Source organism: Paenibacillus praedii, from assembly GCF_049725345.1.
Lineage (GTDB): Bacteria > Bacillota > Bacilli > Paenibacillales > Paenibacillaceae > Pristimantibacillus.
Map to the genome: position 1 here is coordinate 114,237 of NZ_JBMWAM010000008.1, position 12,063 is coordinate 126,299.

16 protein-coding genes are annotated in these 12,063 nt (G+C 44.4%); 4 read left to right on the plus strand and 12 right to left on the minus strand.

Going from position 1 to position 12,063, the window contains the following annotated elements; translation table 11 throughout:
• Positions 1-168: 168 nt before the first annotated feature.
• Entirely contained in the window at positions 169-663 is a 495-nt protein-coding gene (locus ACO9K6_RS09920) for a sensor histidine kinase (protein WP_424767401.1), read from the minus strand.
• A 219-nt stretch (positions 664-882) separates the two neighbouring features.
• Between ACO9K6_RS09920 and ACO9K6_RS09925 the strand changes: the two genes are divergently transcribed.
• A complete protein-coding gene (locus tag ACO9K6_RS09925; protein ID WP_424767402.1) occupies positions 883-1,248 on the plus strand; it encodes a YtxH domain-containing protein in 366 nt (121 codons plus the stop codon).
• Entirely contained in the window at positions 1,245-1,385 is a 141-nt protein-coding gene (locus ACO9K6_RS09930; RefSeq protein ID WP_424767403.1) for a hypothetical protein, read from the plus strand. Before ACO9K6_RS09925 ends, ACO9K6_RS09930 begins: the two co-directional genes overlap by 4 nt.
• Before the next feature lie 90 nt (positions 1,386-1,475).
• On the opposite strand, the gene ACO9K6_RS09935 is transcribed toward ACO9K6_RS09930, so the two are convergent.
• The 3 genes from ACO9K6_RS09935 to ACO9K6_RS09945 are packed head-to-tail and all read right to left on the minus strand — an operon-like array spanning position 1,476 to position 3,166.
• Positions 1,476-2,261: a sigma-70 family RNA polymerase sigma factor gene (locus tag ACO9K6_RS09935; RefSeq protein ID WP_424767404.1), complete on the minus strand. Its 786-nt coding sequence runs from the start codon at positions 2,259-2,261 to the stop codon at positions 1,476-1,478.
• Positions 2,258-2,698, minus strand: a complete 441-nt coding sequence (gene rsbW, locus ACO9K6_RS09940; protein ID WP_424767405.1) for an anti-sigma B factor RsbW — start codon at positions 2,696-2,698, stop codon at positions 2,258-2,260. Before rsbW (ACO9K6_RS09940) ends, ACO9K6_RS09935 begins: the two co-directional genes overlap by 4 nt.
• Positions 2,699-2,737: 39 nt before the next feature.
• Complete coding sequence (locus ACO9K6_RS09945) at positions 2,738-3,166, minus strand: DUF948 domain-containing protein (protein ID WP_424767406.1); 429 nt, start codon at positions 3,164-3,166, stop codon at positions 2,738-2,740.
• 172 nt (positions 3,167-3,338) lie between these two features.
• Here ACO9K6_RS09945 and ACO9K6_RS09950 point away from each other — a divergent pair, with 172 nt between their 5' ends.
• On the plus strand, positions 3,339-6,092 hold the full coding sequence (locus ACO9K6_RS09950; RefSeq protein ID WP_424767407.1) for a response regulator: 2,754 nt from the start codon (positions 3,339-3,341) through the stop codon (positions 6,090-6,092).
• Complete coding sequence (locus tag ACO9K6_RS09955) at positions 6,065-6,949, plus strand: CheR family methyltransferase (RefSeq protein ID WP_424767408.1); 885 nt, start codon at positions 6,065-6,067, stop codon at positions 6,947-6,949. The genes ACO9K6_RS09950 and ACO9K6_RS09955 overlap by 28 nt, the downstream gene beginning before the upstream one ends.
• Positions 6,950-7,020: 71 nt before the next feature.
• Here ACO9K6_RS09955 and ACO9K6_RS09960 read toward each other — a convergent pair whose 3' ends face one another.
• The 8 genes from ACO9K6_RS09960 to ACO9K6_RS09995 all read right to left on the minus strand — a co-directional run bounded on the left by ACO9K6_RS09960 (position 7,021) and on the right by ACO9K6_RS09995 (position 11,936).
• Positions 7,021-8,115, minus strand: a complete 1,095-nt coding sequence (locus tag ACO9K6_RS09960) for an LLM class flavin-dependent oxidoreductase (protein WP_424767409.1) — start codon at positions 8,113-8,115, stop codon at positions 7,021-7,023.
• 53 nt (positions 8,116-8,168) lie between these two features.
• Positions 8,169-8,354 (minus strand): hypothetical protein, encoded by a 186-nt coding sequence (locus ACO9K6_RS09965; protein ID WP_424767410.1) that lies wholly within the window; start codon positions 8,352-8,354, stop codon positions 8,169-8,171.
• Between the two features lie 225 nt (positions 8,355-8,579).
• Positions 8,580-9,002 (minus strand): anti-sigma B factor RsbW, encoded by a 423-nt coding sequence (rsbW, locus tag ACO9K6_RS09970; RefSeq protein WP_424767411.1) that lies wholly within the window; start codon positions 9,000-9,002, stop codon positions 8,580-8,582.
• A 2-nt stretch (positions 9,003-9,004) separates the two neighbouring features.
• Positions 9,005-9,331, minus strand: coding sequence for an STAS domain-containing protein (locus ACO9K6_RS09975; RefSeq protein WP_424767412.1), 327 nt, complete (start codon positions 9,329-9,331; stop codon positions 9,005-9,007).
• Between the two features lie 11 nt (positions 9,332-9,342).
• Complete coding sequence (locus ACO9K6_RS09980; protein WP_424767413.1) at positions 9,343-9,906, minus strand: hypothetical protein; 564 nt, start codon at positions 9,904-9,906, stop codon at positions 9,343-9,345.
• Positions 9,907-10,037: 131 nt separating this feature from the next.
• A complete protein-coding gene (locus ACO9K6_RS09985) occupies positions 10,038-11,174 on the minus strand; it encodes a SpoIIE family protein phosphatase (protein ID WP_424767414.1) in 1,137 nt (378 codons plus the stop codon).
• 120 nt (positions 11,175-11,294) lie between these two features.
• Complete coding sequence (locus tag ACO9K6_RS09990; protein WP_424767415.1) at positions 11,295-11,714, minus strand: YflT domain-containing protein; 420 nt, start codon at positions 11,712-11,714, stop codon at positions 11,295-11,297.
• Between the two features lie 57 nt (positions 11,715-11,771).
• Positions 11,772-11,936 (minus strand): DUF1328 domain-containing protein, encoded by a 165-nt coding sequence (locus ACO9K6_RS09995; RefSeq protein ID WP_424767416.1) that lies wholly within the window; start codon positions 11,934-11,936, stop codon positions 11,772-11,774.
• Between the last annotated feature and the right edge of the window lie 127 nt (positions 11,937-12,063).

Here is a 12,063-nt window from a genome sequence, read left to right on the forward strand (position 1 = left end):
GGTAATCCCCTCTTAATCCTTATCGCTCGCTCTATTTGTAAGCACTTTCATCATAAAACGAAAATGGTTCATTGTTTACCCCTCAAACTTTAGTTCCTACTTTAAAAAGCATAGAAACATCGTTGACGCTTGTTCACGGTGTTTCTTTCGTACATCCTCTTATGCGCCCTACTCTTGCAGTGGAAGCCGGAGCTCAACGACGGTTCCCTTACCCTCCTCGCTTCGAATATCGAAGCTGAAGTCATCCTTGTAGCGTAGCTTTAGACGGATATATACATTTTTCATACCGACGTTGTCGCCAATCATGTCATCTCCCTGCAAAGAATGAAGCAGCTCCCTCAGCTTGTCAGGAGACATTCCCTTGCCATTATCCGACAGTCGGAATACAATACGGTTGTCCGCGCACCTAATTTGAATCGCAATGAGCCCAATACCCGGCGTGCTCTCGATGCCATGTATGCTAGCGTTTTCCACGAACGGGAGCAGCGTCATTTTCGGAATCATATGCTCATAGACCGTTTCATCCACCGTAAGCTGATACTCCAGCTTATCGCCGAATCGGTATTTTTGAATTTCAAGGAAGCACTCGATCAGCTCCAGCTCCTCCCGCACGGTGACCCAGCTTCGCTTCCAGGAAATCGAATTGCGGAACACCTTATACATGTCCCGCCCTCCTCTATTTCACAAGTGCTTTTTTTACAATCGCTTTCATAATGATTATAGCTTTGAAGTCAAATCGAAGCTTACCCAAATAATTTAATATTTTATCCAAAAAATTAAAGGTCACGCCTTCGCTTATCCTGCTTGCCTCTCTCCTTCTTGTTTCAAAAAAAGAAAAAACGTTTATTTATAACTAAGAAAATCGAAAAGGAGAGATGTCAAATGTCTGAGCAACAATCAAGTAACGGCATTCTGCTGGGAGCAATTGTAGGAGGTGCCATTGGCGCAGTGACCGCACTCCTGCTAGCTCCAAAATCCGGTTCAGCTCTGAGGGAGGATCTGGCATCAACCTGCCAAACCCTCACCCAAAAAACGAAGGAAATCGCCTGCACTATAGGCCAAAATACAAAAGATATCGCTTCAACCATTGGTCAAACTACAAACAACCTTGCCACTACTGTGAAGGAAGAGGCTGCAGATCTCGTTGACCACGCAAAACAATCTAACCAAAATATTATGAGCGCTGCATCCTCCAGTAAGGAAGATGTGAAAAAAGATCTCACTGACACCAGCGGGTCTTCAATATGAAAGAAAAATTAAACAATAAAACAAATTCCATGGCGCCAACCGAGAAGGAAATGATAAAGCACGGTGAGGATATGGATAAAATGAAAACCAATACGGAAATCATTGAGAAGGGTCTGATCCCTGATCCCAAGCAATAATAATTTACATCATACACACAAAGCAACCCCTTTCCACTTCATAGGTGGAAAGGGGGTTTTTCATTCACTCCGTTATAAACTGAAAAATAATTACAATGCCTCAGGATCGGGCTCTCGTTCGGCTAGCAGCTGCTTAAGCTTCTCTATAGCTCTTTTCTGGATACGAGAGACACTCATCTGCGATACGCCCAGCTGCTCAGCGATATCTCGTTGCGATTGTCCGCTATGATAAGCTAAAAACAGCACCTTCTTCTCTTCTTCCTTCAATTGATCCAGCGCTTCCTCTAAATCCAGACGGTTATCGACAGACTGATACTCGTCCTTATCCGAACGGATCAAATCACCAATTGTAGCAGCGCTCTCTCCTTCGCTGGACAGCGGCGTATCAAGCGATACATAGTGATACGATTCACGGCAGGACAACACCTCGATCGTCTCCTCCACCGAAAGCTCAAGATGGGCTGCGATCTCCTCGATTTTCGGGGAATGCCCAAGCTCAACGGTTAAATGATCGATCGCTTGCTGGATGAGCAGCCCCTTCTCCTTGATTCGTCTAGGCACTTGGATATACCAGGATTTATCGCGCAAATAATTTTTAAGATGTCCAATAATACTCTTCATCGCATAGCCTTCAAATGGAATTTCCCGTGAGCTGTCATAATTTTTAAACAAACGAAGCAAAGAAAGCTGGCCAACCTGATAAAGATCCTCATAGAGGTCAGGCCGGCTTCGAGACATTTTCGAGGCAGCCATTTTGACAATGGGTTCAAAATGCTGCAGCAGCAGAGTTGCCGTCTCATTGCAATTCGTTTCCTGGTAAAGCTTCATTTTCATAATCATTTCTTTCGGATCTAAGTAGGACGGATTCAAATTCATGCCATCTCCTCTTTCCTACCAAAGAGCTTGGTTAGAATCACCTCGGTACCTCTTTCAGAAAATACTTCAACACGATCCATCAGGGCATGCATCATAAAAATGCCCAGACCGCCTGCAGTTACTTCGCTAAGCTCTTTATCGTGAAGCGCCGCCGCTTTATGCTCGGCATATTCATACTTAAAGCTGCTTCCCTCATCCTTTATGCGAATCGTAATCCCTTCCGATTCAAGCTCAAACCGAAGCTCGATCATTCCATTGTGCTGATTGCTGTATGCATGAAGAATGACATTCGTGCATGCCTCCGTAACCGCAACCTTCATATCTTCTATTTCTTCATAAGTAAACCCCGCTTTATTGGCAATACCAAATAAAGTAAGTCTGACAATATCGACATATTCCGGTCTTGCCGGAACCGTTAAGCTGATGTATTGTTCCATATTTTTCCATATCCTCTCTTGTATAGGTTATATTATAGCCTATCTTGTTTTTATTTTGTTCCATACCTTTACGCCGGAAATTATTCCGTCTAAGATCATGCTTACTATCCCCGGCTCTTTCACAGGCCGAGCACTCTCTTTTTTCATTGATACTGCAATGCTGGATGCCGTTTGTTTGGCTGCCCCCGTGAAGGAGTGGATGGCATGGCCGATATCGCTGACAGAAGCAAATACAGAATCCAATGCGCTTAGCTTCGTGCGGACATCGAGCGTCATCGCATTCGTATGATGAACAGCCTCCTTGACATCGGCACTGATTTGCGTAACTTCAGTCCTTAGCTGTCCGATCGCATGCTTCGTTTCTTCTAGCGTTCCCCGCAATGACTTTAGGGTTTGAACTAGAGCATATGTTAGTATGACAAAGGCAACCGCTATAATAACAATACAAATCTGAATGATCATATCCATCTCAGACACCACTTCCTTTTATTCAATAATTACCCTGTGAGGCTTATCTTGAAACAGCGATGACTTCTGCGATTTTCCCCAAATCATGCGTCAAAATTGTCGTTTGTTACAATCATGTTATAATAGAGACAACTAGTTACAAACTATCATTTTTTTGAAAAAGGAGCTTATCATGCTGCGAGATATGAGATTAACGATTCGCACCAAAATATCCATCGGCTATTTTCTCATCCTTTGCTGCCTGGGCGTGTCCATTCTTATCGTGAGCGGCAGAATAGCTTCCCTTCAGAATGAAATTGAAACCATTACAAGCCGTGATATTGAAATTCATAACCTCATAACGACGATTCGTTATAATGCCATAAGTATGGAAACAAGCCAGCGCGGCTACATCATTACGGGAGACGAGACATACTTGGAGCCTTATTATTCCGGGAAAGACGATTGGGAGTCTAACTACAACACGCTCTATGCGTTTATTTCCGACAATCCTGATACGCGTAGAGATTTGGAGGAAATTAAACATACCATTGAGAACTGGATCGAAACAGCCGGAGAACCTTCTATTGCACTGAGACGAGATAATAGGACGCAAGAAATTATCGACTTCTTTAATGAAGATAGCGGCAAGCAGGATATTGACAAACTGCGCGTAAATTTCGAGGCTTTGCATCAAAATCAAATCCAAGAAACGAAAAACTATATTTTAAAATTGGAAAACCGAAATGATATGCTCATTATAAGCCTATATGCGATGCTGCTTCTGCTCTCTATCGTTGCTTTTGCAATCATAACTTTCGTATCCGGTTCAATTGTTAAAACAATCAACCAGGTTGTTGGCACGATCAAAAACATCGCATCCTCTGGAGGCGATTTGTCCACGCGCATCGACGTCAAGAGCCGAGACGAAATCAAGGAGCTGGCAGAAGCCACAAATGCTTTGCTCGATAATGTTCATCGTCAAAATTGGATTCAAACGAAGATCGCCGATGTCGCGACCTCGAATCAAGGAATTAACGACATAACGACTTTAGCTCAATCCTTCTTATCATCGGTCGCTCCAATGCTCAACGCTACCTACGGAATATTTTATATTCGCAAGGGAGCTGGGAGGCAAGAACGGCTCATCAAGCTATCTGCCTATGCTGGCTCTGGCGAGGAGGACGGGGTACCAAGCTTCCGTTTAGGCGAAGGCCTTGTCGGCCAAGCTGCACTGGACAATCGCGCCTTTCTCCTGAACTCGACTCCCGATCATCCGATCAGAATGAGATCCGGTCTGGGTGAGGCATTGCCGCACAGCATTCTCGTCGTGCCGGTAGCGTTTGAAGGCAAAGTAATTGCAGTCGTAGAATTTGCCTCATTAGAACCGTTTACTTCACAGCATATGAAGCTGATGGAGCAAATCGAAGAATCCCTGGGCGTTGCTATCAATAATGTGGCGGGACGTATGGAAGTAGAGAGACTGCTTAGCGAATCGCAAGTGCTGACAGAGGAGCTTCAAGCACAAACCGAGGAGCTGCAGGCACAGTCGGAGGAGCTGCAGATGCAGCAAGAGGAAATGCGCATGACAACCGAGCATCTGGAGGAGCAATATTTATATGCTGCCCTAAAAACGAAGGAGCTGGAAAAGGCGAAGGCCGAGCTTGAGCTTTACTCTGAGCGGCTGAAACAAAGCTCGCAGTATAAAAGCAATTTCCTAGCCAATATGTCGCATGAGCTTCGAACCCCACTAAACAGCATTCTGATTTTGTCACAAATTCTTTCCGAAAACGAAAATGAGACACTTACGTTGGAGGAAACAAACTATGCTAAAGTTATTCACACCTCTGGTAACGATTTATTGGCACTTATTGATGATATTTTGGATTTAACGAAGGTAGAAGCTGGTAAGGTCCTATTGGTAATGGATGAAGTAAATGTAACCGAAATTCCGGATTACATGACGCTCAGCTTCAACTCTGCAGCCGAGAAGAAAGGGATCGCGTTCCTTGTCGATGTGGATGATGACGTCCCCTCTGTCCTCTATACGGATGGTCAGCGGCTGCAGCAAATTTTGAAGAACCTATTGTCTAACGCGTTCAAGTTTACTGAAACAGGCTCCGTCACATTGAAAATTAAGAACGCTGACCCACAGCTCATTGAAGCATATGTTCCGGAGCATAATAACGAGCCCGTTTTAGCTATTTCAGTTATTGATACAGGAATCGGCATCCCGCACAGCAAGCAGGAGCTTATCTTCGAAGCCTTCCAGCAGGTAGATGGCGAAACTAACCGTCAATATGGCGGGACCGGACTTGGCTTATCAATATGTAATGAGTTTACGAGACTGTTAGGAGGACGCATTGTTCTAGAAAGTGAAGAACAGAAAGGAAGTACTTTCACCCTCTACATACCGAGCAGGCCTCATATGGAGAAGGAGCAGTACGTCAGCCTTAATGAGGAAGTTGCTGCCGCATCTGTCGCCGCTTCGACTGCTGATGTGGCTTCCGATGCTATAGAGCAACCAATTAGCCAATCCGAGGACTCAGAATTATCTGTATTTAAAGGCAAGAAGCTGCTGCTTGTAGAGGATGATTCACGTAACGTATTCGCCCTTGTCAAAGCGCTTAAAAGCAAGGATTTTATCGTCACTGTCGCAAATAATGGAAAACATTGTCTGGAGATCGTCCAACAGCAGTCAGATTTCGACCTGGTCCTTATGGATATTATGATGCCGATTATGGATGGCTTCGAGACCATGAAGATTCTCCGTCAGGATCAGAGAATGCTCGACACTCCAATTATTGCGCTCACGGCTAAAGCGATGAAGAGCGATCGTGAAAAATGCTTGGAGGCCGGAGCTTCCGATTATATTAGCAAGCCATTAGATATGGATCAGCTATTCTCGCTCATGCGAGTATGGCTGACGAAACAGGTGAAGCATTGAGCGGCTACTGGGAAGATGATCAAACAGACCTGGATTGCGTATCGCCGGATGAACGAGAGCAAATCGAAACCGATTTGCTTCTCGAGGGTATATATCGTGCCTATGGTTTCGATTTTCGGCATTACTTACGCTCATCTCTTCGCAGACGTATTCATTACCGTATGAATGAAGAAGGCTTGCAAACAATTACAGAATTGTTAAACAAAGTGCTGCATGAGCCGCTGTTTATTGACAGACTGATAAATGATTTTTCTATAAAAGTGACGGAAATGTATCGGGACCCTAGCTTCTTTCTTGCCTTTCGGAGGGATGTTGTGCCGCTGCTTAAGCAGCAGCCCGAAATTCGAATTTGGCATGCAGGCTGTGCCACCGGAGAAGAGGCTTACTCGATGGCTATCCTGCTTCTCGAGGAAGACTTACTCAGTAAAAGCAAAATATATGCTACCGATATGAATCAGCTTGTCATCGACGAGGCCAAGCTGGGGAAATTTCCGCTCAAGCGTATGCAGAGCTTTACGAAAAACTATTTGAAGGCAGGCGGCACGAAGGAGTTCTCCTCCTACTATCATACTGACAATAAGCACGCCTACTTCCATGATTCAATCAAACAAAATATGATGTTTGCGCAGCATAATCTGGCAACCGACGTTTCCTTTAATGAATTCCACGTTATCTTATGCCGTAACGTGCTCATCTACTTTGACTCCGATCTCCAGTGCCGTGTGCATAACCTGTTTTTTGACAGCTTGTCTTCTTACGCCTTTCTCTGCCTGGGCAGTATGGAGTCGCTCATCTCCGTTCACAGGCCTGAGTACCATGATTTTAATGCGACGGAGCGTATATTTCGCAAAAAATAAACATGAATAAGATGGAGCTGGGACAATCCTTGCTCCATCTTATTTCGTGGATTCGAGTGTTTTTCTACAGCTCAACCCACCCTATTGGACTTTCTTCGCCGAATCTCACGCCTCACAGCAGGGGCAACCTCCGTTGCCAACAGCTCAATAGCCTTGGCGACTCTGGAGAAGGGCTGTCCGCCGATATCCATCTGGGCTACGAAGCGATGATGTCCGAACAGCTCATATTGATAAAGAATCTTCTCAACGATTTGCTCTGGACTTCCAACCGCCAGTCCTTCATCAGATCGAACAAATTGTTCAAAATCCGGTCTTGTTAATTCGAATCTGCGCCCTCTCTCCCGCATAAGCGGTTTCCAGTAGTTCACGTAATATGGATAAAATTCATCAAGCGCTTGCTTCGATGTTGGCGCAATATAACCATGACTGTTAACAGATATTTGAAGGCCCGCGGGGTTGTGGCCTGCTGCCAAATAGGCTTTCCTGTAGAGATCAACCACTGTCTTATAATAGGCCGGATCGCCGCTCAGCAGTGCTAGTGCCATCCCTTGACCTAATGTGCCGGCTCTAAGCGCGCTCTCCCTGGTTCCCCCAACGCCAATCCAGACCGGTATGGCTCCTTGGATAGGACGTGGTGAAATTTCAGCATTGTCCAGTGACGGACGAAAATTCCCGTTCCAGGTAATTCTTTCATTTTCGTTCAGTTTGAGCAGCAATCCAATCTTCTCAATGAATAGCTCTTCATAATCGTTGAGATTATAACCAAAGAGCGGAAAGGATTCGACAAACGCTCCACGACCAGCAATAATCTCGGCGCGACCATTAGAAATCAAATCCAGTGTCGCGAAATCCTCAAACACCTGTACAGGGTCCGAGGTGCTGAGTACCGTCGTTGCGCTAGTCAGTCGAATTCGCTTCGTTGCCTGAGCGATGGCCGCCAGAACAACGGGTGGAGATGATGCAGCAAAATCCAACCGATGATGCTCGCCGAAGCCGAATACATCTAATCCAGCCTCATCGGCCAGCTTGGCCGCCGCGACGATTTCTTCCAATCTTTGTCGTGCAGTAACCGTACGGCCAGTTTGCGGATCGGCAAACAAATCTCCGAACGTATATACGCCAAACTGAAAATCGGATTCATGCTCTTTACTCGTTTCGTTGCTCATAGAGACCATTTCCCCTTCATTCTAATCTATTTCGAGCACCATCCTGTACATCATTATTTCGCATCAACAGATATCGCGCCCACATTCGTAAGTGCCTCTAATCGAAAACCTCCGGACCCAATTGTCCCCATTTTTTCGTTTGAGGAATTAACATCATACTGGACTTCTTCCAAATTAGCCGTTACTTCTCCAGCTTCGCTTTTCAAATTAACGATAGCAGTCTTCGGAGATTCGTTCAATGAATTTTTATTTCCTCCACATCATGCTTTATATCCTCGCGGCTGACGAGCTTCCCTGAGCCAGAGCCTTCTCCAAACACCGAATTTTGAACATTGTCCGCTATGATGATATTTCATTCTCTCGTCCCCTGTCTCTTCATCTTCAGCTAGGGGATTGGCTGATTAATTGACGCAAAAGAACACTCCACATACATGGAGTGCTCTTTCATTTCTAAATGATATGCTTCATACGATATGCTTTGTCATGACAACCTCTGTCAACCCGTCTGCTATGTTGACGTTGACTTCGTCCATAAGAGCCTGCATGAGGTAAATGCCAAGACCTCCGACCTTTAATTCACTCACATCGCCATCCTGCAGCGGTGAAGCTGTAGCCAGTGCATCCGAATATGTAAATGTAGGTCCATTATTTTTCACTTTAATCGTAAGGGAGGTGTCCTCGCATTCAAAGTTGATATCAATCACGGCGAGCTCTTTTTCCTGAGCGCCATGAAGCACGGCGTTATTGCAAGCCTCCGATACCGCTACCTTCATATCCTCAATATCCTCGAACGGAAAATTCATTTTTGAAGCAATGCCAAAGAGACAGATTCTGACCATATCCATATAATCCGCATGGGCAGGTATTTGTAGACGAATGGCATTCATGCTTAAGCCTCTGTCCCTTCTGTCAAATATTTGGATATCCCCGTCATGTCAAACAAGCGCTTAATAGATGGCGGTATTTCTCGCACAAAAAACGGCGATTTTATTTGATCGCGCAGCTTCAGCACCGAAACAATAATGCCGATTCCGGTACTGTCAATGTATTTCAAATGCTTGAGATTTAAAACTAATGCCTTGTCCTCGCGGTTCATTACAGGCTCAAGTGCCGCTCTAAGCTGCGGTACAACAGACAAATCGAGTTCTCCGCTAACATGAAGAATAAATTGTTCATTCGTTTCTTCTTCTAAAATTTGAAATTGTTCAGCGTTCATTCTTTTCACTCCTACATTGATGATATATGAAAAAAATTTATAGTATTCAGCTGCTTGGTGTCTGGATCGATAAATAGCTTTAGCAATGCTTCATTTCGCTCAAAAACAAGACCATCCTCTGTTATATGCTCAGGCTCCCCGAGCATTTTGGTTATATCCTCAATCGTTGCAGGAAGCGGTCTTCCATTGATAAGCAGCGACTGCGCTCCTTCTAAAATCTCAACAAAACTAACGACGTCGTCGCGGAAGATAACATTCATTCCTGGGTACTCATAAATAATAAAGTCCGGAAAATACTCGTCCTCCGAGATAAGCTCAGGCTCCCCTAGCTTCTCAACAATGCTGCTTGTATTATCGTATAGTGTAATATCGTTAACGGATATAAGCTGCTCCTTAGAAGCTGTCGAAAGGGACATAGAAGCTGTTGATATTTCACCCATTGAGTGAATTGGCTTGGCCTGCTCTTCAAGACTTGCTTCCTGCATGACCACAGATATAGAATCTAATGATCCTAGATCACCGGAGACCAAGAGCATGCTGCCAATCAAACAACCGATTAAAATCATGTTCTTCATATGTAATCCCTCCAAATCGTCAGGCCTTCATGAAACTAGCTTATAGTTACATATACACTGTTCTCCCCTTACTGAAACAGATTTAGACTTGTTTATGGAAAAAATCAGTCTGCCTTCATCATCTTCCGATATCATGAAGCAGCAATCATCACCAAACAAATATCGTCGCGCTGATAGTCGCTATTATACTCGGCCAACATGTTTTTCACGATATCTTCCGGCTTGTCCTCAAATCTCAAATTCAAGTGCTCAATCATCTGATCCAGCTTATCCTCCTCACCCTCTCCCAATGAATCCAATAGCCCGTCCGTATAAAGAATGATCTTCATAGGCTCATCATAGGGGATGATGCCCTTGCGAATATCGATGCTCTCAAATAAACCAATCGCACCGCATCCTTCTGTGAGGAGCGTCACTTGATCTCCCAACAGCAACTTGCCAGCGGGATGGCCCGCATTTACATATTCAATTGTTCGTTTCTCTGTATCTACTACGAGATAAATAGCCGTAAAATAATAATTAAGCAGCTCTTCCTCCTTATATAGCTGCATCATATAACCATTCAACTCTTGCATGACGAGCTCCGGGTCGGTGATTCGAATAATCGTATCCCGCAGCACAGAGGAAATATACATACAAACCAGTGAAGATGAAATACCGTGTCCCATCATATCGAGCAAAATAACGCCATAACGATGTTGATCGATATGGTACCACGCGTAAAAATCACCTGCAAGCTCAGAAGAGGGCTGATATACCGCACTGATTTTTATTTTGTCATCTTCAATCGGTTGGCTCAGCACATTCCGTTGCACCTTCTTAGCAAGCTCCAGCTTGACCTTCATCTGTTTGTCACGCTCCTTGTGCCAATCGATCTCCTGCTTAAGCCGCAGCGCGGAACGGATTCGTGCAAGCAGCTCCATCTTATTGATCGGCTTCATGACATAATCGCTGGCACCGGCATCAAGCGCCTCCGCCATTTTGCTGGAATCGCCTAATGCGGTTACGAATATAATGGGCACATCCTTGTAACGTTCCACCTTTTGTATCGTTTTGCATGCCTCAAGACCATCTATCTCAGGCATCATCATATCCATAAGAATCAAATCAATGTTTGTCTCTGCTGCCGCCATCGATTCGATATCCAGAAGCTCGTACAGTTCTATAGCCGAAGAAACAACCTTCAAATCCTCGTATCCTGCTTTATTTAAAATAGCCTTGATTATAAGCTGATTTGTAGCATTGTCGTCAACGATTATGATACTCATGTATTGGCTCCTTTTAAATCGTGTATTCTTCTTCTATTGTGAAGAAAATTTATAGTGGAGTCAACAAGGACGCCTAAAGGACCTACCCGCGGGTAGGTCCTTTTATACGATATAAGTCGATTAGAATCGTGTGTTCGAATGAATAAAAGGAGGATAATAGTATACGGCCGAATCATAATGGTCGTCTTCGTAATTATATTCCTGACCGCTCCATGCGATGACCAAAATTTTATCCTGATCCATCTCGCGCTCAAGCCGTTCCGCATCCTGTTTTGAAATGCCCAGCGACCTCATTTTAGCACGCAGCTCGTCACCATTGGATCGGAATATATTCGCGATCGCGGTTCCCAGGCCTTCTTCCACAACACCAATTTTCTTGGCATCGGTATTGTCGGCAATCCGCTTTGTCCGGTCCTTATCATGAGTCAGTACAAAAATCCGTTCATCTCCATAGCCGTCATTGCGGAATTTGTATACTTGCTCCTGTACCTCAGCAATATTGTCAACCGTGTGCACCTTTGTTTGGTTAAAATCATTCATATTCAACGCCTCCTCATCAAATTGTTTTATTAGGGTCACGTCATACAATGAATATTGCTAACTGACTCGTCTTCGACCAGCAATCAGCGAGACAATAAGCAGTACAATGAATACGAAGAATAGTACTTTTGCAATTCCGGCTAATGCAGAAGCAATTCCTAAAAAGCCGAAGACACCAGCTATAATCGCGAGAATGAAAAACATTAATGCCCATCCTAACATCGGAATCACCCGCCCTTCTAAAGTGTTTTTGCTAGCTTGACATGTTATTAACCTCCCTCTTCCCGTTTGAAACAATGATTTTTTCGCGCAGCCCAGCCAAATTAAAGCTAGTAAAGAAGAAATAAAA